The 22,030-nt window shown below is 70.0% G+C and carries 26 protein-coding genes; 20 read left to right on the top strand and 6 right to left on the bottom strand.

Annotated elements, in window-relative coordinates; genetic code table 11:
- Window positions 1-188: 188 nt before the first annotated feature.
- A complete protein-coding gene (locus tag G3580_RS02750) occupies window positions 189-809 on the top strand; it encodes an amino acid kinase family protein (protein WP_173763809.1) in 621 nt (206 codons plus the stop codon).
- A gap of 77 nt (window positions 810-886) precedes the next feature.
- On the opposite strand, the gene G3580_RS02745 is transcribed toward G3580_RS02750, so the two are convergent.
- Complete coding sequence (locus G3580_RS02745; RefSeq protein ID WP_173763808.1) at window positions 887-2,836, bottom strand: sigma-54-dependent Fis family transcriptional regulator; 1,950 nt, start codon at window positions 2,834-2,836, stop codon at window positions 887-889.
- A 332-nt stretch (window positions 2,837-3,168) separates the two neighbouring features.
- Here G3580_RS02745 and G3580_RS02740 point away from each other — a divergent pair, with 332 nt between their 5' ends.
- The 11 genes from G3580_RS02740 to G3580_RS02690 all read left to right on the top strand — a co-directional run bounded on the left by G3580_RS02740 (window position 3,169) and on the right by G3580_RS02690 (window position 11,509).
- Complete coding sequence (locus tag G3580_RS02740; protein WP_173763807.1) at window positions 3,169-3,513, top strand: DUF2782 domain-containing protein; 345 nt, start codon at window positions 3,169-3,171, stop codon at window positions 3,511-3,513.
- Between the two features lie 41 nt (window positions 3,514-3,554).
- Window positions 3,555-4,502, top strand: coding sequence for a homoserine kinase (locus G3580_RS02735; RefSeq protein WP_173763806.1), 948 nt, complete (start codon window positions 3,555-3,557; stop codon window positions 4,500-4,502).
- 55 nt (window positions 4,503-4,557) lie between these two features.
- Complete coding sequence (locus G3580_RS02730; protein ID WP_173763805.1) at window positions 4,558-5,310, top strand: BPSS1780 family membrane protein; 753 nt, start codon at window positions 4,558-4,560, stop codon at window positions 5,308-5,310.
- A gap of 1 nt (window position 5,311) precedes the next feature.
- On the top strand, window positions 5,312-6,088 hold the full coding sequence (locus G3580_RS02725) for a BPSS1780 family membrane protein (RefSeq protein WP_173763804.1): 777 nt from the start codon (window positions 5,312-5,314) through the stop codon (window positions 6,086-6,088).
- On the top strand, window positions 6,072-6,761 hold the full coding sequence (gene nadD / locus G3580_RS02720) for a nicotinate-nucleotide adenylyltransferase (protein WP_173763803.1): 690 nt from the start codon (window positions 6,072-6,074) through the stop codon (window positions 6,759-6,761). The genes G3580_RS02725 and nadD overlap by 17 nt, the downstream gene beginning before the upstream one ends.
- 85 nt (window positions 6,762-6,846) lie before the next feature.
- Complete coding sequence (gene rsfS, locus G3580_RS02715) at window positions 6,847-7,200, top strand: ribosome silencing factor (RefSeq protein ID WP_173763802.1); 354 nt, start codon at window positions 6,847-6,849, stop codon at window positions 7,198-7,200.
- Window positions 7,197-7,667, top strand: coding sequence for a 23S rRNA (pseudouridine(1915)-N(3))-methyltransferase RlmH (gene rlmH / locus G3580_RS02710; RefSeq protein WP_173763801.1), 471 nt, complete (start codon window positions 7,197-7,199; stop codon window positions 7,665-7,667). Before rsfS ends, rlmH begins: the two co-directional genes overlap by 4 nt.
- Before the next feature lie 75 nt (window positions 7,668-7,742).
- On the top strand, window positions 7,743-8,354 hold the full coding sequence (locus tag G3580_RS02705; RefSeq protein WP_173763800.1) for a Maf family protein: 612 nt from the start codon (window positions 7,743-7,745) through the stop codon (window positions 8,352-8,354).
- Window positions 8,355-8,421: 67 nt separating this feature from the next.
- The gene (gene rng, locus G3580_RS02700; RefSeq protein ID WP_173763799.1) at window positions 8,422-9,879 is read left to right on the top strand and encodes a ribonuclease G; all 1,458 of its coding nucleotides are present in this window, start codon (window positions 8,422-8,424) and stop codon (window positions 9,877-9,879) included.
- Window positions 9,876-10,838, top strand: a complete 963-nt coding sequence (locus G3580_RS02695; RefSeq protein WP_173763798.1) for a prenyltransferase — start codon at window positions 9,876-9,878, stop codon at window positions 10,836-10,838. Before rng ends, G3580_RS02695 begins: the two co-directional genes overlap by 4 nt.
- A complete protein-coding gene (locus G3580_RS02690; protein ID WP_173763797.1) occupies window positions 10,835-11,509 on the top strand; it encodes an HAD family hydrolase in 675 nt (224 codons plus the stop codon). Before G3580_RS02695 ends, G3580_RS02690 begins: the two co-directional genes overlap by 4 nt.
- 14 nt (window positions 11,510-11,523) lie before the next feature.
- On the opposite strand, the gene G3580_RS02685 is transcribed toward G3580_RS02690, so the two are convergent.
- Window positions 11,524-12,150: a hypothetical protein gene (locus G3580_RS02685; protein WP_173763796.1), complete on the bottom strand. Its 627-nt coding sequence runs from the start codon at window positions 12,148-12,150 to the stop codon at window positions 11,524-11,526.
- A 134-nt stretch (window positions 12,151-12,284) separates the two neighbouring features.
- Between G3580_RS02685 and G3580_RS02680 the strand changes: the two genes are divergently transcribed.
- The 7 genes from G3580_RS02680 to G3580_RS02650 all read left to right on the top strand — a co-directional run bounded on the left by G3580_RS02680 (window position 12,285) and on the right by G3580_RS02650 (window position 18,380).
- Window positions 12,285-12,896, top strand: coding sequence for a glutathione S-transferase family protein (locus G3580_RS02680; protein WP_173763795.1), 612 nt, complete (start codon window positions 12,285-12,287; stop codon window positions 12,894-12,896).
- A gap of 13 nt (window positions 12,897-12,909) precedes the next feature.
- On the top strand, window positions 12,910-13,509 hold the full coding sequence (gene ruvA / locus G3580_RS02675; RefSeq protein ID WP_173763794.1) for a Holliday junction branch migration protein RuvA: 600 nt from the start codon (window positions 12,910-12,912) through the stop codon (window positions 13,507-13,509).
- Between the two features lie 62 nt (window positions 13,510-13,571).
- A complete protein-coding gene (gene ruvB / locus G3580_RS02670) occupies window positions 13,572-14,624 on the top strand; it encodes a Holliday junction branch migration DNA helicase RuvB (RefSeq protein ID WP_173763793.1) in 1,053 nt (350 codons plus the stop codon).
- Between the two features lie 87 nt (window positions 14,625-14,711).
- Window positions 14,712-15,368, top strand: coding sequence for an SGNH/GDSL hydrolase family protein (locus G3580_RS02665; RefSeq protein WP_173763792.1), 657 nt, complete (start codon window positions 14,712-14,714; stop codon window positions 15,366-15,368).
- On the top strand, window positions 15,365-15,739 hold the full coding sequence (locus tag G3580_RS02660) for a hypothetical protein (protein ID WP_173763791.1): 375 nt from the start codon (window positions 15,365-15,367) through the stop codon (window positions 15,737-15,739). The genes G3580_RS02665 and G3580_RS02660 overlap by 4 nt, the downstream gene beginning before the upstream one ends.
- Window positions 15,740-15,802: 63 nt before the next feature.
- The gene (locus G3580_RS02655) at window positions 15,803-17,281 is read left to right on the top strand and encodes a glutamate--cysteine ligase family protein (protein ID WP_173763790.1); all 1,479 of its coding nucleotides are present in this window, start codon (window positions 15,803-15,805) and stop codon (window positions 17,279-17,281) included.
- A 94-nt stretch (window positions 17,282-17,375) separates the two neighbouring features.
- Complete coding sequence (locus G3580_RS02650; RefSeq protein WP_217424588.1) at window positions 17,376-18,380, top strand: M14 family metallopeptidase; 1,005 nt, start codon at window positions 17,376-17,378, stop codon at window positions 18,378-18,380.
- Window positions 18,381-18,390: 10 nt separating this feature from the next.
- Here the strand turns inward: G3580_RS02650 and G3580_RS02645 are convergent, their stop codons facing one another.
- From G3580_RS02645 to G3580_RS02630, 4 genes are all read right to left on the bottom strand, one after another.
- Window positions 18,391-19,056, bottom strand: a complete 666-nt coding sequence (locus G3580_RS02645) for a DUF6515 family protein (protein ID WP_173763789.1) — start codon at window positions 19,054-19,056, stop codon at window positions 18,391-18,393.
- Between the two features lie 15 nt (window positions 19,057-19,071).
- Window positions 19,072-19,632, bottom strand: coding sequence for a YMGG-like glycine zipper-containing protein (locus G3580_RS02640; RefSeq protein ID WP_173763788.1), 561 nt, complete (start codon window positions 19,630-19,632; stop codon window positions 19,072-19,074).
- A 115-nt stretch (window positions 19,633-19,747) separates the two neighbouring features.
- Entirely contained in the window at window positions 19,748-20,086 is a 339-nt protein-coding gene (locus G3580_RS02635; RefSeq protein ID WP_173763787.1) for a DUF2249 domain-containing protein, read from the bottom strand.
- 114 nt (window positions 20,087-20,200) lie between these two features.
- A complete protein-coding gene (locus G3580_RS02630) occupies window positions 20,201-21,388 on the bottom strand; it encodes a class I SAM-dependent rRNA methyltransferase (RefSeq protein WP_173763786.1) in 1,188 nt (395 codons plus the stop codon).
- A gap of 111 nt (window positions 21,389-21,499) precedes the next feature.
- On the opposite strand from G3580_RS02630, the gene G3580_RS02625 reads away from it, so the two are divergent.
- A complete protein-coding gene (locus tag G3580_RS02625; RefSeq protein ID WP_173763785.1) occupies window positions 21,500-22,024 on the top strand; it encodes a DUF2242 domain-containing protein in 525 nt (174 codons plus the stop codon).
- Window positions 22,025-22,030: the final 6 nt, after the last annotated feature.

The raw sequence follows: 22,030 nt of genomic DNA, 5'->3' as shown, positions 1-22,030 counted from the left end.
CCGACACACGCGCGACCGACACGCCAAGGTCGCCACGGGCCGCCGGATCGAGCCGCCCCCCGACGCTTGGCACGGTTCGTGTATCGGAAAGCAGGAAGCCGCGCGCCGCTCCGGCGCGCCATCGTCATCACCTTCCGTCCCTGCCTGCGCGGGATACGCGGACACGTGCCCGGGAGAGAACAACAACCATGTGGGTCATCAAGATCGGGGGACAGCTGGCCGATGATCCGGTGCTCACCGACTGGCTGGACGAGATCGCCGATCTCGGCGGCGGGCGTGTGGTGCTCGTACCCGGCGGCGGCGACTTCGCCCGTCAGGCCTGGCGCATGCGTGACACCTGGCAGGTCGACACCCTGACCATGCACAACATCGCCGTGCTCGGCATGGGGCAGTTCGCCTTCATGCTCCAGGCCCTGCGCCCCGAGTTCAGCCTGTGCGCCCTCGACGAGGACATCCTCGACACCCTGCACGCCGGACGCATCGCCATCTGGATGCCTCTGGCCCACCTGCGCCACGCCGCGCAGATGCCACCGGGCAGCCACGCCTCGTCCGACGGTCTGGCGCTGTGGCTGGCCGAACGCCTCAATGCGGAGAAGCTGGTGCTGGTCAAGTCCTCGCCGCTGCCGCCCCACGCGGACTGGGCGGCGCTGGTCGAAGCCGGTGTCGTCGAGGCACCGTTCGCCGACGCGGCGCGCGCCGCCGACACGCCGGTCACGGTGCTCGACCGCAGCCATCGCGCGGCGCTGCACGAGATGCTCATCGATTCGCCCACCCTGCACCGCTACCGCCACCAGGGATTGGCGGAGTAGGCGCGCCGGGGTCTGCGCAGCTTTGTCCGGTGGCGCCGCAGAGTCGAGCCGATCCACCGGACAGTGGCCGAGCGACCCTACTGAGGCGGTTTGAGCTCGATGCCGAGGCGATGGAACTTGCGGTACAGGGTGTTGCGACTGACGCCCAGCGCCTTGGCCACCTGGCTCACGTTCCAGTGGTGCTCGTCGAGCAGTTGCAGCAACACCTGGCGCTCGTTGGCCTCGATCGGGTTCAGTTCGCGCACCGGCTCGGCAGGATGCGACGGCTCGCCGTCCCCCAGCACAACGGACTGCGCCGGCCTGACCGCCGGCGGCAGGTGCGCCATCTCCAGGCAGTCGCCGTCACACAACACGGCCGCGGTGCGCAGCACGTGCCGCAACTGGCGCAGGTTGCCCGGCCACGGGTAGTCCATGAGCAGGGTCTCGACCGCCCGCGACATGGCCATCGACCGGCCCGCCTCCTCGTCGAGCATCCGCCCGATCAACTCGCGCCGGTCGGTGCGCTCGCGCAGCGGCGGCAGCGCGACCTCGAGGCCGCACAGGCGGAAATACAGATCCTCGCGGAACAAGCCTTCGGCGACCCGCTCGGGCAGGTGGCGGTGGCTGGCGCTGACGAGCTGGAATTCGACCGGCACCGGATCCTCGGAACCGAGCGGCGTGATCATGCGCTCGTCGAGCACCCGCAGCAGCCGCGCCTGCAGTGACAGGGGCATGTCGCCGATCTCGTCCAGGAACAGGGTGCCGCGGTCGGCCTGGAGGATCTTGCCGCGCCGACCGCTGCGCTGGGCGCCGGTGAAGGCGCCGGCCCGGTAGCCGAACAGTTCGCTCTCGATGAGCCCTTCGGGCAGCGAGGCGCAGTTGACCGCCACGAACGGACCGTCGCTGCACGGGCTGGCCTGATGCAGGGCGCGCGCGAAGATCTCCTTGCCGGCGCCGGTTTCGCCATGCAGCAGCACCGGGATGCCACGCGCGACCACCTTGCCCGCCAGGGCCAGCTGGGTGGTGAGCCGGGCGTCGCTGAAATGCCCGGCGGGCACGGCCGGCCGCGAGGGGGCTTCGGCATCGATCAGGGCCCGGGGGCGCTCCTGCGACGCACGCGAGGCGGGCTCCTGCGCCACCATGAAGAAGCGGCTCGACGAGCCGGCGCTGAAGGCCGGCACCGGATGGAAGGAACTGCGCACGCTGCGGCTGACGATGTCGTCGAGCGAGACCTGGAACACCTCGTCGAGGCGTTTGGCGCGCACCGACTCGACACTGTCGAAACCGAGCTGGAACAGGGCGCTGCGGTTGGCGGCGCGGATGTGACCGTCCTCGCTGACCACCAGCATGCCTTCGTGCAGCGTATAGACCAACTCCGGCCGGCTGTGGAAATGCACCGGGTAGTCCTCCCGGTGGCGCCGGTCGATGAGCCGGTTCTCGATCATCTGCGCGGTCATGCCGAGCAGCACCAGGGAGTGCTGCTGCATGAGCGTGGAGCGGCTGGTCACGTCGAGTACCGCAACGATGCGCCCGTCCGGATCGAAGATCGGCACCGCGGAGCAGGTCAGCCCGGTGAACTTGGCGAAGAAGTGCTCGTGCTGGCGCACCACCACCGGCTCGCCGAGCACGAGGCAGGTGCCCATGCCGTTGGTGCCGATCTCGCCCTCGCTCCACACCGCGCCGACGCGAAAGCCTTCGCGGCCCACCTCCTCGCTGAAGTTGGGCGCCGCCACCATGTGCAGGATGACCCCGCCGGTATCGACGAGCACCACCGCCAGTTCCGGATCGCCGAGCTGCTGGAACAGCGTGGTCATCTCGTGCTTGGCGCATTCGATGATGTCCTCGGCACAGGTGCGCCGCTCGGCGAGCTCGTGATCGGTGAGAATGGTCGGAAACGCGGGCGCGGACGGATCCAGCTGGTAGTCGCGCAGGCATCGTCGCCAGGAACTGCTGACGAGGTCGCGGACGCCGGCATCGCCTTCACGCTCGAGAATGTCGTGAATGCGATGGACGTGTCCCCGAACCGCATTGGGCGTCGGTGTGGACATGGTCTTTCCCGTCGGTGCAGGCCGGACCGGGTGGTGTCTCCTCGCTCCCGAACAGCCCGGCAACTGACGTGCCGGTACTGAATGTCTGGTCCTGATTGTGTTTATCGGGCTTGCACGGGCGCCAAGCTCACGGCGGGTCGGCAAACGCCGCCCGGCTCTGCAGAGGCAACTGGCACTCAAGGCATTATAGACATCGCTGACGGACTTGCCCGCACAATCGCACGAGCGTGCCGCTCGCGTACCATCGTGCGCCGCTCAGACGCCATCGTCACGGCACGACATCCAGAAACGGCCCGAGGCTTGATACACTGTCGTCATTCAAGGAGATTCCGATGCCCCCCGTGAAAACCGCCGCGTTGCTCGCCTTTCTGGCCCTGCTCCTGCCCCGGGTCAGCCTCGCCCAGGATCCGCCCCCCAACCTCGAGGCCGTTCCCGCACCGCCCCCGATCCCGGCCGGCGTCAGCGAAGAGGACTTCCAGCCGGAAGTGACCATCAAGAAGCGGGGCGAGGAGACGGTCGAGGAATTCCGCGTCCACGGCAAGCTGTACATGGTCAAGGTGACGCCGGCCCATGGCGTGCCCTACTACCTGGTCGATCGCAAGGGCGACGGCGTGTTCGAACGCGAAACCGCCGAGCACAAGCTCAGTGTCCCCATGTGGGTGATCAAGTCCTGGTAAGCCGCTCCTGAACCGCGGCGGCGCACGCCGCCGCCGGCCCCATGTCCGTCTTCACTCCCGTCTCCGACGCCGCCCTGAGCGACTGGCTCGCCAACTACGCCATCGGCCGTCTGGTCGAATTGCGCGGCATCAGCGCGGGCGTCCAGAACAGCAACTTCTTCGTCACCACCCGCCTGGGCCGCTACGTGCTCACGCTGTTCGAGACGATGCCGCGTTCCGAGCTGCCCTTCTACCTGCACCTGATGGCCCACCTGGCGCGCCACGGCCTGCCGGTGCCGGCGCCGATCGCGGATCTGGACAACGAGTACCTGGGCACCCTGTCCGGCAAGCCGGCGGTGCTGGTGCGGCGCCTGTCGGGCGCCTCGGACATGGCCCCCGACGCGGCACGCTGCCGCAAGATGGGCACCATGCTCGCCGGTCTCCACCTGGCCGGGCAGCGCTTCGGCCGCCGCCAGCTCAATCCGCGCGGCGCCCAATGGCGCGAGCGCACGGCCGAGGCGGTGCGCCCCTATCTGGTGGCCGACGAGCAGCGCCTGCTCGACGCCGAACTACGCTTCCAGGCCTCGATCGACGTCTCCGCCCTGCCCGAGGGCGTGATCCACGCCGACGCCTTCCGCGACAACGTGCTCTGGGACGAAGACCAGATCGGTGGCGTGATCGACTTCTATTTCGCCGGCAACGACGCCCTGCTGTTCGACCTGGCGGTCACGGTCAACGACTGGTGCAGCCAGCCCGGTGGCGAACTCAATGCCGAACGCACCCGCGCCCTGCTGCGCGGCTACCACGCCGAGCGCCCGCTCACTGCGGCCGAACGCACCGCCTGGCCGGCCATGCTGCGGGCCGCGGCGCTGCGCTTCTGGCTGTCCCGCGCGGAGGACTTCCACCTGCCGCGCAGCGGCGAGATGGTGCTGGTCAAGGACCCGAACGAATACCGGGATCTGCTGCACCTGCGCATCGCCGCCGGCGACAGTCTGCCGTGGGTCGACTGAGCCGCCCGGCGGCGCGACAATGGGAGCGGACCGCCCGCCGCACCGACCGACGCCCATGACCGACGCGCCCCTGCCCTCCGCCGTGACCGTCTCCCCCGCCCGCTGCCTCGACTGGCTGGCCGCCGGCTGGCGGCTGTTTTTGTGCGACCCGGCGCGCTGGGCCGTGGTCGGCGCCCTGTTCGTGATCATTCTCGTCGCCATCGGCGTGGTGCCCCTGATCGGCTGGGCGATCACCCTGCTCACCTTCCCGGTGCTCGGCGCCGGGCTGGTGGCCGTCGCCGACGAGGCGGCCGGCAGCGGCCGGGTGCGCATCGAGGCCCTGTTCGACGGCCTGCGCGCCGATGCCGGCAAGCATGTCATGGTCGGCGTCTTTCATCTGGTCGCGGTGCTGGTCATCGGATTCGTCGCCGCGCTGATCGGCGCCAGCGCCGCCCTCACCGGGGCCCTCATCGGCCCGCTCGCCGCCGTCGGGCTGACCACCGGCGGACTCATGCTCGCCGTCGTCGTGTTCACCGCCCTGTGGCTGCTCGTGATCATGGCGTTGTGGTTCGCTCCGGCGCTGATCCGCTTTCACGGTGCCGACCCCATCGACGCCCTGACCCATTCCGTCGACGCCTGCCTGCGCAACCTGCCGGTCTGTTTCGTGCTCGCCCTGGCCCTCTACGTGCTCGCCTGGGTCGCCGTGATCCCGGCCGGGCTCGGCCTGGTGGTGCTGATCCCGGTGATCGCGGGCGCGCATCACGCCGCGTATCTTGATATCTTTGCCGTCCGCCGCGCCCTGCCCGGGCATGCGGATTCGCCGAGCTGACATGCAAGCCTACAAACGTACTCCTTCCCATGGCATCGCCTGGGTGGCTCAGGGATTCGCGCTGTGGAAGCGCAATCCGGCCCTGGTCACCTACCTGACCTTCGGCTATCTGCTGATGCTGGTGGTCATCAACACCATCCCCTTCATCGGCCAGGTCATCGCCGCCCTGGTCATGCCCGCGGTCTCGCTCGGCGTGCTCAACGGCCTGCTCGCGGTGCACGAGAAGCGCAAGGTGGGGCCCGACGTGCTGTTCTCCGGCTTCAAGTCGGACATCCATGCCCTGGTCACCGTCGGCGGCCTCTACCTGATCGGCTCGCTGCTCGCGCTCGCGGCCTCCGCGATCGCCGACGGCGGCATCCTGCTGCAGATCCTCACCGGCTTCCGGGCCCCCGACGAGGACACCATGAACGCCCCGGGGCTGTTCACCGCGGCGCTGATCACGGTGGCGCTGACCACCCCGCTGATGATGGCCTACTGGTTCGCACCGATGCTCGTGGGCTGGCAGAAGGTCTCCGCCCCCAAGGCCATGTTCTTCAGCCTGGTGGCCTGCTGGCGTAACTGGCCGGCCTTCTTCCTCTATTCGATGGGCATCTTCTTCGTCGTGATCGGCGCGCCCTCGCTGCTGGTCGCGGTGATCGCCACCGCCTCGCCGACCCTCGCCAGCCTGCTCGCCATCCCGCTGCCGCTGGTGGCCATCCCCATCGTCTTCGCCACCTTCCTGCCCAACGCGCTCGACATCTTCGGCCATGACATCCCGGGCCATGAAGTTGCCGCCTGACGCCCCCGTCGGCCTGCTCGGCGGCACCTTCGATCCGATTCACTTCGGTCATCTGCGCCTCGCCGAGGAGGCGCGAGAGACGCTCGGTCTGGCGCAGATGCGACTCATCCCGGCGGGCGAGCCGCCCCATCGCGACACCCCGCGCTCGCCCGCCCGCCATCGCCTGGCCATGGCCCGGCTCGCAGTGGCCGGCAACCCCGGCCTGCAGGTGGACGACATCGAGATCCGCCATGCCGGGCCCAGCTACTCGGTACTCACCCTCAGCCGCCTGCGCGAACAGCTCGGCCCGACGCGGCCGCTGGTGCTCGTTCTCGGCGCCGACGCCTTCGAGGGCCTGGCCACCTGGCATCGCTGGGAAGAACTGTTCGAACTGACCCACATCGCGGTGGCCAACCGCCCCGGCCACTCCCCCCACGGCCGACGCTGGCCGCAGGTGCTGTCCCCCGAGCTGGCCGCCGCCTGCGACGGGCGCATGCTCGCCGACGCCGCCGCCCTGCGCGCGGCCCCGGCCGGCGGCATCCTGCCTTTCGACATGACGCCCCTGGCCATCTCGGCCACCCTCATCCGCGACCTGCTGCACCACGGCCACAGCGCCCGGTATTTGCTCCCCGATCCGGTTCTCGACTATATTGCCGCGCAACATCTGTACCGCGACGCCGACGCGGGCACCTGATTGCCGCCGGACGGCCCCTCGCCGGCCCGACATCATCGGCTACACTGACATTCCGGGCGCATGCCCGACCGGACCCCAGGATTCAATGGAACTCGACCAACTCCAGCAGACCGTCATCACCGCCCTCGAGGACATCAAGGCCAAGGACATCGAAGTCATCGATACGGCCAAGCTCACCGCCCTGTTCGATCGCATGATCATCGCCAGCGGCGACTCCGGCCGCCAGACCCGCGCCCTGGCACGCAATGTCCAGGAAGAGGTCAAGAAGGCCGGCGGCACGGTCAACAGCATCGAGGGCGAGGACAGCGGCGACTGGGTGCTGGTCGACCTGGGCTCCATCGTCGTCCACATCATGCAGCCGGCGGTGCGCGCCTACTACAACCTCGAGGAACTGTGGAACGCGGCCCCCGGCCGGCGTCCCGACGCGAAAGCCAAGTGAAGCTGCTCATCGTCGCCGTCGGCACGCGCATGCCCGCCTGGGTGAGTGCCGGCTTCGACGACTACGCCCGCCGCATGCCGCGCGAAGCGGGCCTCGAACTCGTCGAGGTCAAGGCCGAACCGCGCACCACGGGCAAGACCGTCGAAGCCATGATGGCGGCCGAGGCGGCGCGCATCGAAGCCGTGCTGCCGGCGCGCTGCCGGCGCGTCATCCTCGACGAACACGGCAAGGACCTGAGCACCACGCAGCTGGCGGCCCGCTTCGAGCACTGGCTGGGCGACGGCGAGGACGTGGCCTTCATCGTCGGTGGCCCCGACGGGCTCGACCCGACGCTCAAGGCCAGCGCCCGCGAAACCCTGCGCCTGTCCAGCCTCACCCTGCCGCACGCCCTGGTCCGCCCCCTGCTGGCCGAGGCGCTGTACCGGGCCTGGAGCCTGACCCGCAACCATCCCTACCACCGCGAATAGGCCGATCGATATAGCGCCATCGCTGGCGACCCCGAATATCCGGGTAAAATGGCGAAAATACAACGCGATCCCGCCATGCATTCAGCCATTTACCTTGCCTCGAACAGCCCGCGCCGGCGGGAACTGTTGCGTCAGATCGGTGTGAATTTCGAAGTCCTGCTGTTCCGCGGCGGCGCCCGTGCCGACACCGACGTGGACGAAGCGGTCCAACCGGGCGAGGACGCCGAAACCTATGTGTGCCGGGTGGCGCAGGCCAAGGCCGCCGGTGGCATCGACCGGGTGCTGCGCCGCGGCCTGCCGCACCGCCCGGTGCTGGCCGCCGACACCACCCTCGCGGTGGACGCCGACATCGTCGGCAAACCCGCCGACGCCGAGGACGCCGCGCGCATCCTGCGCCGCCTGTCCGACCGCGAGCACCGGGTGCTGACCGCCGTCGTGGTCACCGACGGCGAGCGCACCGAGCAGGCGCTCAACATCAGCACGGTGCGTTTCGGCCCCCTGACCCCTGACATGATCCGCCGCTACGTGGCCAGCGGAGAGCCCATGGACAAGGCCGGCGCGTACGGCATCCAGGGCCGCGCCGGGGCCTTCGTCCAGCATATCGAGGGCAGCTACACGGGCATCATGGGCCTGCCGCTCTATGAAACCGCCCGGGTGCTCGAATGCTTCGGCATCGTCCCCCGTTAGATTCCGAATCTCCCATGATCTGCCCTGAGCCGGGACGACCGCTTACGGCCACCAGGAACGCGTGTGCATGACTGAAGAATTTCTCATCAACTTCACCCCGCAGGAAACCCGCGCCGCCCTCATGCAGCAGGGCGTGGTTCAGGAACTGCACGTGGAGCGCACCGGCAGCCGCGGCATCGTCGGCAACATCTACCTGGGCAAGGTGGTGCGGGTGCTGCCGGGCATGCAGTCGGCCTTCGTGGACATCGGTCTGGATCGCACCGCCTTCCTGCATGTGGCCGACATCTGGAGCGAGCGCCAGAACGGCGAGGCCGCGCAGCCGATCGAACGCATCCTCGCCGAGGGGCAGAACCTGGTGGTGCAGGTGCTCAAGGACCCGATCGGCACCAAGGGCGCGCGCCTGTCCACCCAGATCAGCATCGCCGGCCGGCTGCTGGTGTACCTGCCCCAGGAGCACCACATCGGCATCTCCCAGCGCATCGAGAACGAGGCCGGTCGCGAGGCCCTGCGCACCCGCCTGACCAGCCTCATGGGTGAAGAGGAAGACGGCGGCTTCATCGTGCGTACCATGGCCGAGTCGGCCAGCGACGAGGAACTGGCCGCCGACATCGCCTACCTGCGCAAGCTGTGGTCGGAGATCGACAGCCGCAGCCGGGGCGCCAGGCCGCCGATGGCGCTATACCAGGATCTCACCCTCGGCCAGCGCGCCCTGCGCGACCTGGTCACCCACGAGACCACGCGCATCGTCATCGACTCGCGGGAGAACTTCGTCAAGCTCGAAGCCTTCGCCCGCCAGTACATGCCGCGGGTGCTGCCGCTGCTGACCCACTACACCGGCGAGCGGCCGTTGTTCGACCTGCACAACATCGAGGACGAGATCCTCAAGGCGCTGGCGCGGCGGGTCGACCTCAAGAGCGGCGGCTACCTGATCATCGACCAGACCGAGGCGATGACCACCATCGACGTGAACACCGGCGGCTTCGTCGGCGCACGCAACTTCGACGACACCATCTACAAGACCAACCTCGAGGCGGCCCAGGCCATCGCCCGCCAGCTGCGCCTGCGCAACCTGGGCGGCATCATCATCATCGACTTCATCGACATGGAGGCGGCCGAGCACCGCGACGCGGTGCTGATCGAGTTCCGCCGCGCGCTGGAGAAGGACCACACCAAGATGACGGTCAACGGCTTCACCGCCCTCGGCCTCGTCGAGATGACGCGCAAGCGCACCCGCGAATCGCTGGCCCACACCCTGTGCGAACCCTGTCCCACCTGCGAGGGCCGCGGCGAGGTCAAGACCGCACGCACGGTGTGCTACGAAATCCTGCGCGAGCTGCTGCGCGAGGCGCGCCAGTACGACAACGCGCGCGAATTCCGCGTGCTCGCCGCGCCCAAGGTGGTGGACCTCTTCCTCGACGAGGAATCCCAGGCCCTGGCCATGCTCTCCGACTTCATCGACAAGACCATCTCGCTGCATCCGGAGGCCAGCTACACCCAGGAGCAGTACGACATCGTGTTGCTATGAGCCGCCCCGCCGAACCCACCCTGGAGCGCTTCGGCGCCAACCCGCTGCTCCGGTACGTCGCCGCCACCCGCCCGGCCTTCCTCTCGGTGACCCTGATCGGCAGCCTCATCGGGCTGGCCACGGCCTACGGCAGCGGGGTTGTCCTCGATCCGGTCAATGCGGTGCTCACGGTGCTGTTCGCGCTCGTCGCCCACGCCGGCGGCAACGTCATCAACGACTATCACGACGCCGTCTCGGGGGCCGACGCGGCCAACCGCGAGCGCCTGTTCCCGTTCACCGGCGGCAGCCGCTTCATCCAGAACGACGTGCTCACGCCGGCGCAGACCGCCCGCTTCGGCTACGGGCTGCTGGCGCTGGTGATCCCGGCCGGCCTGTACCTCACCTGGCAGTCCGGCCCCGGCCTCATCGCCATCGGCCTGGCCGGTCTGGGCGTGGGCTGGGCCTATTCGGCGCCCCCGCTCAAGCTCATGGCGCGCGGCCTCGGCGAACTGGGCATCGTCGCCGCCTGGCTGCTGGTCATCGTCGGCACCGACTTCGTCCAGCGCGGCCACCTCAGCCCGGTGCCGGCCATCGCCGGCCTGTCCTACGCCATGCTGGTGGCCAACATCCTCTACATCAACCAGTTTCCCGACCACCAGGGCGACGCCGCCGCCGGCAAGCGCACGCTGGTGGTCCTGCTCGGGCCGCAGGTGGCCAAGTGGGGCTACCTGCTCATGGCCATCCTCGCCTATGCCTGGCTGGTCGGCATGGTGGGCACCGACCAGCTGCCGCAGAAATGTGCCGCCGCCGCGCTCACCCTGGTGCTGTCCTTCCGCGCCGGGCGCGACCTGCTCGCCCATGCCGAAGAGCCGGCCGAGCTGGCGCCGGCGATCAAGCTGACCATCGGCGCCGCCAACCTCCACGGCCTCGCCCTGGCCGCGGCGCTGGCCTTCGCGCGCTGGCCCGGAGTGGTCTCGTGAGACCCGTCTTCGACCCCGCCCGCATCGCTGCGGTGGTCTTCGACATGGACGGCCTGCTGCTCGACAGCGAACGCATCGCCTACGACATCGGCCGCCAGGTCAGCCTCGACCTGGGCATCCCGTGGACCCACGAGGTCGCCATGCAGCTGATCGGGCGCAACTCGCGCGAGCACGAGGCCCTGCTCAAGGGGGCCTTTGGCGCGGACTATCCGCTCGAACGCCACCAGGCCGAATTCGGGCGCCGCTACGAGGCGCGCATCGCCAGCGGCCGCTTCCCGCTCAAGCCAGGCGTGCTCGAGCTGTTCGCCCGCCTCGAAGCCGCCGGCCTGCCCAGCGCGGTGGCCACCTCCACCCGCCGCAGCCGGGCGCTCCCCAAGCTCGAGGCGGCCGGTCTGCTGGTCCACGTGACTCATGTGGTGGCCGGCGACGAGGTGGCCCGTGGCAAGCCCGCCCCGGACATCTATCTGGCCGCCGCCGCGGGCCTGGGCATCGCGCCCGCGGTCTGTCTGGCGCTGGAGGATTCCAACGCCGGCGTGCGCGCCGCCCACGCGGCCGGCATGACGGTGGTGATGGTGCCGGACCTGCTCGACCCGGCCGAGGACATTCGCGCCGCCGACATCCCGGTGCTCGCCAGCCTGCACGAGGTGGCCGCCCATTTCACGGACAACTGACCGCCGGATGCGCGCTACGGCGTCACCGTCGAGATCAGGAACAGGCCGAACAGCAGCACCCACAGCACCAGCACCGCGCTGTGCACCATGACGGCCAGGTGCACCGCTTCGAGCGCCTCGGCCCCGGGGCGCAGCGCGCGCAAGCCGCGCACCAGCATGCGCAGACAGGCCGCCTGGCCGAGCAGCTGACCGACCAGCAGGGCCGCGACGCTGGGCACCGCGAGGACCATGGCCGAGGCCCACAGCGGCGCCGCTGCCAGCGCGGCGAGCAGAAAGGCCTGCTCGCGCGAGGGCCGCGCCGGCGACTCCGGCACCATGACGTGGAGCATCGTCCCCATCAACCACACCGTGGCGCATTCGGCCAGCCACAGGAGCACCGCCACCCATTCCCAGTTGTGCGCCTCGGGCGCGAGCCCGAACGCTTGGGGGTGGGTATGCGAGGCGAACAGCAGCATCAGCGGCGCAATGGCCGCGAACGGCATGACCAGCCGCCCCCAGGTGCGCCCCAGCGACGGCTCGCAACGGGCCACCCGCGTCCATGCCTCGCCCCCGGCCCAGAGCATGGCCGGGCTGGCCAGAAGCTCCGGACGCAGGGCGTCGTCCTGCCCCGTGGCGCCCGGATCGTGCGGATGCGTCGTCATCGTGCTTACCTGCCGTACCGTCAAGTGTCCATCCTATGCGCCGATACGCCCCGCAACAAGCGGTGCCGGCTTGACACGGTCACCCGGTTCACGCGCCAATAAACGTTCGTTCCAATTTTCCTGCAGCGCCCCCAATGAAACTCATCGGCATGCTCGATTCGCCCTTCGTGCGTCGCACCCTCGTCAGCGCCCATCTGATGAACCTGTCGCTCGACAACGAGCAGATCTCGGTGTTCCGCCAGGCGGATGACTTCCGCGCCCTCAACCCGCTGGTCAAGGCCCCGACGCTGGTCTTCGACGACGGCACGGTGATGGTCGAGAGCCAGATCATCGTCAGCTACCTGGAGACCCTGGCCGCGCCCTCCAAGCGCCTGACCCCGACCGACCCGGAGGCCCGGCTGCGCTGCATGCGCCTGACCAGCGTGGCCCTGGCCGCCTGTGACAAGGCGGTGCAGCTCTACTACGAGACCCGCCTGCGCCCCGAAGCGGCGCGCTGGCCCGAGTGGATCGCGCGCAAGAGCGACCAGCTGCGCGCCGCCTTCGATCTGCTCGAACCCGAAGTGCCCGACGCCGGCTGGCTCAGCGCCACCCGCGACCCCAACCTGGCCGACGTGAGCATCGCCGTGGCCTGGCGCTTCGCCCGCCACGCGGTCCCCGAGCTGATCGACGCCGAACGCTGCCCGCGCATCACCCGTCACTCGGCCGAGGCCGAGGCCCTGCCGGCCTTCCAGGCCGCCGACTTCTGAAAGCCCCCCTCCCATGATCGGACGCCTCACCGGCACCCTGCTGGAAAAGAACCCACCCCAGATCCTCGTCGACGTCGGCGGCATCGGCTACGAGGTGGACGTGCCCATGAGCACCTTCTACCAGCTGCCCGCCATCGGCCAGAGCGTGACCCTGCGCACCCACTTGGCGGTGCGCGAGGACGGCCACTTCCTCTACGGCTTCTTCAGCGACGAGGAACGCGCCGCCTTCCGCCAGCTCATCAAGGTGTCGGGTATCGGCGCGCGCACCGCGCTGGCGGTGCTCTCCGGCCTGTCGGTGAACGATCTGGCCCAGGCGGTGGCACTGCAGGAGACCGGGCGCATCGTCAAGGTGCCGGGCATCGGCAAGAAGACCGCCGAACGCCTGGTGCTGGAACTCAAGGACAAGCTCGGCAAGGCCCTGCCCGCCACCGGCGCGACGGTCACCGCGGCGGCGGGCGCGGCGCCGGCCGACGCCCACAGCGACATCCTCAATGCGCTGCTGGCGCTCGGCTACAACGAGAAGGAAGCGCTGCGCGCCATGAAGGATCTGGCGCCCGACACCGGCGTATCGGCGGGCATCCGCGAGGCGCTCAAGCTGCTCGCCAAGGTGTGACGCCCGGCGCCGGGGCCACCGTACCTATCCGCAAGAAGGCCGCCATCCGGTAAACTCGGCGGATGATCGAGACCGACAAACTCCAGGCTGGCGGCGAGCGCCTGATCGCCCCCCAGACCGCCAGCACGCAGGAAGACGCCATCGAGCGCGCCCTGCGCCCCAAGCGCCTGGACGACTACATCGGCCAGCAGAAGATCCGCGAGCAGCTCGAGATCTTCATCAGCGCCGCGCGCAAGCGCACCGAGGCGCTCGATCATGTGCTGCTGTTCGGCCCGCCGGGGCTGGGCAAGACCACCCTGGCGCACATCGTCGCCGCCGAGATGGGCGTGAACCTGCGCCAGACCTCCGGCCCGGTGCTCGAGCGCGCCGGCGACCTGGCCGCGCTGCTGACCAACCTCGAACCGCACGACGTGCTGTTCATCGACGAGATCCACCGCCTCTCGCCGGTGGTGGAGGAGATCCTCTACCCGGCGCTGGAGGACTTCCAGATCGACATCATGATCGGCGAAGGTCCGGCGGCCCGTTCGGTCAAGCTCGACCTGCCGCCCTTCACCCTGGTCGGCGCCACCACCCGCGCCGGCATGCTCACCAACCCGCTGCGCGACCGCTTCGGCATCGTCTCGCGGCTGGAGTTCTACACCCCGGACGAGCTGGGCACCATCGTCAGCCGCTCCTCGGGCCTGCTGAACGTGGACATCGACGACGCCGGTGCGCTGGAGATCGCCCGCCGCGCCCGCGGCACGCCGCGCATCGCCAACCGCCTGCTGCGCCGGGTGCGCGACTACGCCGAGGTGCGCGCCGACGGCCACATCTCGGCCGCCGTGGCCGACGCGGCGCTGTCCATGCTCGACGTCGATGCGCTCGGTCTCGATCTCATGGACCGCAAGCTGCTCGGCGCGGTGCTGGAAAAATTCGGCGGCGGCCCGGTGGGGCTGGACAACCTCGCCGCGGCCATCGGCGAGTCCACCGACACCATCGAGGACGTGCTCGAACCCTACCTGATCCAGCAAGGCTACCTGCAGCGCACCCCGCGCGGGCGCATCGCCACCCACGCCATCTGGCAGCACTTCGGCCTCACCCCGCCCGGGCGTGAGGACCTGTTCGGCGGCCGCTAGACCGTGCGCAAACGCCGTGACCATCCGGATCACGGCAGGCCTCGTCGCAGCGGCTGCGCTGGCGACTGAACGAGTACGGAGGGCCACATGAAACAGATCCTGGTGTATTCCGATTCCCTGTCCTGGGGCATCGTCCCCGGCACCCGGCAACGCCACCCCTTCGACGTGCGCTGGCCGGGGCGGCTGGAACTGGGCCTGAAGGCGCACGGCGCCGACGTGCGCGTCATCGAGGACTGTCTCAACGGCCGCCGCACGGTGTGGGACGATCCGTTCAAGCCCGGCCGCGCCGGGCTGCAGGGCCTGGCCCAGCGCATCGAGGTCAACAGCCCCCTCGATCTGGTGATCCTGATGCTGGGCAACAACGACTTCCAGTCCATGCATCCGCACACCGGCTGGCACGCCGCCCAGGGCAACGCCGCCCTGGTGCGCGAGATCCGCGCCGCGCCCATCGAGCCCGGCATGCCGGTGCCGCCGATCCTGCTCGTGGCCCCACCGCAAATCGGCATCCCGGCCGGCACCATGGCCGACAAGTTCGCCGGCGGAGACCTCAAATGCACCGGCTTTCCCCACGCCCTGGCGACAGTGGCGAAGGAACTGGAGTGCGCGTTCTTCGACGCCAGCCACATCATCCACGCCAGTCCGGTCGATGGCGTCCATCTGGACGCGCACAGCCACGAGACCCTGGGCGATGCGCTGGTGCCGGTGGTGGCGGGCCTGATCGATGAGGAGAGCGGCGCGGCATGATGCGCACGGTGTCGCTGTTCGTGGTCATGCTCAGCGCCGTGGGCGGCCTCTGGATCGTTCTACGCGGCGACTTCTACCTGCCCAACCGCTTCGACCCGTCCCTGGCCACCCATTTCGCCGGCCTCGCGGCGCGCCTGCTGGGCGCGGCCCTGATCGCGCTGGCGGCGGCCGGGGTGAACTTCATGCGCCACATGGCCAGCGGCATGCCGGTGGCACGGGCGCGCCAGTGGCAGTGGCGCCAGTTCGTGCTGGTGAGCCTCACCATCATCCTGTTCACGGCCGCCTTCATCGGCGCCGAGGTGGTGCCAAACCCCGATCACCGGCCCGCCGCCCACGCCCGGGCCGACCGGAGCGCTGCGCAAACCCCTTGACGGGACGCCCCGGACTGTCCGCACAATGGGGGTGACCAGCGCTTCCGGGAGATCGGCCACGCCATGGGCACCGACATTGCCGAAACCGGCTTCACCCCGCAAATGGAGCGGGCCTTCGCGCTGCGCCTGCAGGAGAACCTGACGGCGCTGCGCCAGGTGCTCGCCTGGCCCCATTTCGGCCGTGGCGAGGGCTCGCTCGGCGCCGAGCTGGAGATGTATCTGGTCGACGCCCACGGCCGCCCCCGCTGCGTCAATAAGGAAGTGCAGGGCGCCGCCGGCGACCCCCAGCTCACCCTGGAGCTGAACCGCTACAACCTGGAATACAACCTCTCGCCCCACCGCCTCTCGGCGCGGCCGTTCGAAGCCACCGAACGCGAGATGCTGGCACGTCTGGCGTGGCTGCGCGACAAGGCGGCGGCCTTCGGGGCGCGCATCCTCACCATCGGCATCCTGCCCACGCTCACGCCCGACGACTTCGGCCCGGCGACCATGACCGACCGCAGCCGCTACCATGTGCTCGTCGAAGGGCTCAAGCGCAGCCGGGGCGGGCGCTTCGAGGTGCACATCGACGGACGCCATCCGCTCGACCTGCTCATGGACGACGTCACCCTGGAAGGGGCCAACACCTCGTTTCAGATCCACTACCGGGTCGCCCCCGACGCCTACGCCGACACCTTCAACGCGGTACAGCTGGTCACCCCGCTGGCGGTCGCCATCGCCGGCAATTCGCCCGGCCTGTTCGGCCACGACCTGTGGTGCGAGACCCGCATCCCGCTGTTCAAGCAGTCCATCGACACCCGCATCAAGGACCGCTACCACTGGCACCAGAGCCCGCGGGTGGGCTTCGGCAGCGGCTGGGTGCGCCAGGGCGCGCACGAGCTGTTCGCCGAGTCGGTGCTGCTGTACCCGCCCTTCTTTCCCATCTGCGGCGAAGAGCATCCGCTCGTCGCCGTCGCTCGCGGCCTGGTGCCGAAGCTGGAGGAATTGCGCCTGCACCAAGGCACCGTCTGGCTGTGGAACCGGCCCGTCTACGACGACGCCGAGGGCGGCCATCTGCGCATCGAGCTGCGCGCCCTGCCGGCCGGGCCGACGCCGGTGGACATGGTGGCCAACGCCGCGCTCTACATCGGCCTGGCCGAAGGCCTGCGCCCGCAGATCAACCGCCTGCTGCCGGCGCTGCCGTTCTCGCTCGCCGAGTACAACTTCTACCGGGCCGCCCAGGACGGACTCGATGCGCGCCTGGTGTGGCCGGCGCCGGACCAGAACAGCTGCCACGAGTACCCGGTGACCGACCTGCTCGCCACGCTGCTGCCGGTGGCCCACGACGGCCTGCGCGCCATCGGCATCGCCGGCGACGAGGCCGAGCGCTACCTGGCGGTCATCGAGCAGCGCCTGAGCAGCGGCCAGACCGGGGCGGCGTGGCAGCGCCGCGTACTCGCCGAATGCGCCGAAAACGGCGATCCGGCCAGCGCCGCGCAGGCCATGCTGGCGCGCTACGACACCGCCAGCCTGAGCAACACGCCGGTCGGCGAATGGGACTGACACGCATGCCCCCCGAACCCCTCTCCCCCCCTTTGCCGGCTTCCGCCATCTGGCCGATCCGGCGCCGGAAGCACTGGGGGCGACCCCCGAGGCCTTGCTCGAACGCCTCGACCAGCCGCTGTGCATCACCCTCGCCGGCGCCGATCCCCGACGCACCCGGGTGCTGGTGACCCTGCTGCACGGCAACGAACCGTCCGGTTTCATCGCCCTGCATCGCTGGCTGCGCGAGGGCAAGCGCCCGGCCACCCACGTGGTGTGCCTGATCGCCTCGGTGGCGGCGGCGCAGCTGGCGCCGCGCTTCTCCCATCGGACGGTGCCCGGCGCGCGCGACCTGAACCGCTGCTTCCGCCCGCCCTTCGACATCGACCCGCCCGGCCATCTGGCCCGACGCCTGCTCGAAGTGATCGGATCGGTGGCGCCGGAAGCGGTGGTGGACGTGCACAACACCTCGGGGGCGGGCCCCTCCTTCGCCGTCTCCATCAGCGCCGATGAGCGCCACCGGACGCTGGCGTCGCTGTTCACCCGCCGCCTGGTGCACACCGACCTGCGCCTCGGCGCGCTCATGGAGATCAGCGAACACCTCGTCCCTACCGTGACCATCGAGTGTGGCGGCCGGCTCGACGACGCCGCCCACACGGTCGCCTGGGCGGGCATCGACCACTTCTTCACCCGCGACGAGCTGTGGGCGGACATACCCGACCCCGGCGCCATCGAGGTGATGCACAACCCGGTGCGCCTGGAACTGACCGAGGCGTGCACGCTGGCCTACGATCGGGCGCCGCGCACCGACGTGCCCCTCACCCTGCGCGCGGACATCGAGCATCTGAACTTCGGCATCACCCCGGCCGGCACGCATCTGGGCTGGGTGCGCGGCGCGGGCCTGCGCGATCTGTTCGTGGCGCGCAACACGGCGCACACCTGCGTGCTCGAGGATCTGCTCTGCCTGGTCGGCGGCGAGTTGCGCACCCGCCGGCCGCTGAAGCTGTTCATGATCACCACCCACCCCGGCATCGCCCGCTCGGACTGCCTGTTCTACGCGGTGCAGGACGACGGGCGCGAGCTCGTGCCGAGGCGCACCGAGCCCGAGGACGCGGTCTGAGCGCACACGCTCAGCGGACGCTGTAGCCGCGCCCCTCCAGACAGGCGGTCATGGCGCGCAGGTAGTCGGCCCGGCGCGCGCTGCGCGCGTCCTCGCCCACCCCGCCGCCGCTGAGGGTCGGATCGTAGCCGGTCTGGCCCGAGGCCCATTCATGGCACTCGAAGCGGTCGGTGGCCTGGGTCTTGCCGCTCTGCCCGTTGCGCGGATAGACGAACAGTTCGTCCGAGCCAGCGGCCGGCGCCGACGTGGCGCTCTCGGGGGGATCGACCACCCGGTAGCCGTCGTGCTCATGCACGTAATAGACGTCGCCGTAGCGGTAGTAGGGGATGCCACCGATGGTCAGCACCACCGCCCCCGAGGGGAGGATGGGCACCACCAGCCCGACCGGCGGCAGCACGACCATGAAGCGGCTGCCGAAGGGCCGGTACCAGATACCGTCGTGATAGTGATAGGGATGGCCGCGGTAGGTATAGACCCGGTGTCCGGGCGGGATCCGCGGGACCACCGCGCCCCGGTAGGGATAGCGGTAGGCGTCGCGCGCGCGGTCGTCATGGCGGGTAGAGGGGCGATCGCGTTCATGGCGCCGGTCGGGGGGATCGGCCAGCGCGGGCACTGCGCTCGCCGCGGCCATCAGCAGGGCGGCCAGGGCGGCCAGCCGACGAAGAACACTTTTCATGATCGCCTCCAATGATCAGCGCACGCGGTAGCCGCGGGCATCCAGACAAGCGGAGATCGCACGCCGGTAGGCCTCTGCACGCCGGTCCTCGGTCGCCGCGCTGCGCGCCGCCCGGGCATCGTATTCGGCCTGGATCGCGTCGGCCCGAGCCTGGCGCGAGGCGTCCGCGCCCGCACCGGCGAGGGCACCGACGACCGCGCCCACGGCCGCCCCGTCACCGGTGTGGTGGGGGTTGGCGACCGCCGCGCCGATCACGGCCCCGGCCACCGCGCCGGTGACCGTGCCGGTGCCCGGCGGCGGTTCGGCGATGACCCGTGGCGCCGGTCGGGCGGAGGCCGTCGCGGTGGCGGGGTCATAGCCGCTTTCCTGCACGGCCCACAGGTGGCACTCGTAGCGGTCCTGCCGCGCCCGCCGGTCGCTCTGGCCGCGCGCCGGATAGGCGATCACGGCCGGCGCCTGGGCCGCCGCAGGCACGCTCGGCGGCGAGGTACGCGGCGTCGCACACCCGCTCAGGATGGCGACGCAGAGCCCCGCGACGAGTCGTGCCGGACCACAGCATTGTGCGAACACCGACATGCCACTCTCCTCTTCACGACGGGCGGGCGCAGACCCGCACCGTTGAGGACAGTGTGCGACGCGAAAAGGTTAAGCGCGGTTGGGCAGATGTAAAGAGGCGTAAATGCCGAAGCCGTCAGCCGCCCGAGCAGCCGCAGCCACCACCGCCACCGCCACAGCCGCCGGCCGGTGCGGCCTCGGCGGCGGGCTCGGCTGCCGCGGCCAGCTGGATGGTGAAATCGATGACGATGTTGCCGGCCTCGCGCGCCTGGTACTGGATGCCGACCTGATTGCCGTAGCGGGCGCGGATCTGGTCGAGCAGCGGCAGCGGGTCGTGGTCGTTCACGAAGCGCATGGTCTCGCCGTCGGTGAGCGACTCGAGCGCACCGAAGATCGAGGCATGGCGAAAGCGCTTGGCGACGCCGCGGGCGTCAAAGCCGAACACGCGCTCGTTGAGCAGGGAAAGTCCGTCCATGTGTTGTCTCTCCATCGGGAATCCGGGTCGACGCGACCCGGTGTGCGCACGATAGAGACCCCCCTCGGGGCACGCCTTGAGGCAGGACAATTCCGCCGGCGCGCCCGGCCGGGCTCACCCGACCTGGCAGGCCAGCCCCTTGAGATACTCGCCCTCCGGCACCGCCAGGCCGACCGGATGATCCGGCGCCGCGGCGAGCCGATGGAGGATGCGCGCATCGACGCCGGCATCGGCCGCCGCGCCGGCGATGATCTTGTGGAACAACTCCACGCCGATCCCGCCCGAGCACGAGTAGGTCATGAGCATTCCGCCCGGGTCGAGCAGGCGGAAGCCGAGCAGGTTGATGTCCTTGTAGGCGCGCGCGGCCCGTTCGGCATGGGCGGCCGAGGGGGCGAACTTGGGCGGATCGAGGATGATCAGGTCGAAGCGCTCGCCGGCGTCGCGCAGCTGGCGCAGGGCGGCGAACACATCGGCCTCCTGCCAGGCGGCCCGCTCGGCCGGCAGCGCCGGGTTGAGCGCCAGATTGCGCGCCGCGGTGGCCAGCGCCGGGGCGGAAGAATCGATGGACAGCACCGAGGCGGCCCCGCCGGCCAGCGCCTGGAGGCTGAAGCCGCCGGTGTAGCAGAAGCAGTTGAGCACCCGGCGCCCCGCCGCCAGGTCGCGGGTAAGGCGGCGGTTGTCACGCTGGTCGAGGTAGAAGCCGGTCTTGTGGCCGCCGACCACGTCCACCTCCATGCGGATGCCGTGTTCCTCGATGGTGAGGGTGTCGGGCAACTCGCCATGGACACAGCCGGTGACCGGCTCGAGCCCCTCGCGACCGCGCACATCGGAGTCGGAGCGCTCGTACACCGCGGCACAGCCGGTGGCCTGCACCAGCGCATCGACGATGGCCGCGCGCCACTTGTCGGCGCCGGCGCTGGTCAGCTGCATCACCACCACCGCGCCGAAGCGATCCACCACCACCCCGGGCAGGCCGTCCGATTCGCCATGGATGAGGCGCACGCCATCCTGCTTCGCCAGCCACGGATGCGTCGCGCGCCGGGCCACCGCGGCCGCCACCGCGCGCTTGAAGAAGGCGTGATCGATGACCGCCTCGGGGTCGAAGCTCCACATGCGCGCGCGGATCTTCGAGTCGGGAGACCAGGCGGCCTTGCCGAGCGCCTTGCCGCCGTCGGTGAGCACGGCGACCGTGTCGCCGGCGCGCGCGCGGCCCTCGAGCCGGGCCACGGCCGAGTCGTAGATCCACGGATGCCGGCGCAACAGCGCGCGTTCCTTGCCGGGCTTGAGGATGAGCTGGGCCATGAAGGCTTGACCTTGCGCAAAAGCCGCGAGTTTACGCCGCCCGCGCCATTGTCGCCAAGCCTGCGACAGGCCTATGCTTGAACCGTGAACAAGGGGTTCGGGAGCCCTGTCATGCCACGCCGCCTGATGACCGCCGTCGCACTGGCCGCCCTGCTCGGGCTCGGCGCCTGCAGCAGCGCCATGTACCGCCAGGAAAGCTTCCGGGAGAATTCGCCCTTTGAGGCGCGCTTCACCACCGACCCGGCGGCCACCTGCGAAGCGGCCCGGCGCACCCTGCTCAGCCAGGGCTACGCGGTGTCGAGTACGGACGAGACTTCGATCAGCGGCAGCAAGGCGTTCCAGCCCGACGAGGACGAACACGTGGTGCTCGACGTGACCGTGGTGTGCGCCCCGATCGCGCACGGCAGCGTCGCCTACGCCAACGCCGTGGAGACCGAATACGCGCTCAAGGAGAAGTCCGATTCGGCCGGGCTGAGCGTCTCGCGCATCGGCTCCATCTCCCTGCCCTGGGGCTCGAGCAAGGAGTCGCTGGTCAAGGTGGGCGCCCAGACGGTCACCGATCCGGCCTTCTACACCCGCTTCTTCACCCTCATGGGGCAGCACGCCCCGCGCATGGCGCCGCCGCCCCGGCGCTGAGGCCGG

It is taken from the genome of Nitrogeniibacter mangrovi (genome assembly GCF_010983895.1).
Classification (GTDB): domain Bacteria; phylum Pseudomonadota; class Gammaproteobacteria; order Burkholderiales; family Rhodocyclaceae; genus Nitrogeniibacter; species Nitrogeniibacter mangrovi.
Note: the sequence above shows the minus strand (reverse complement) of the source record. Positions and strands in the feature narration are given on the sequence as shown.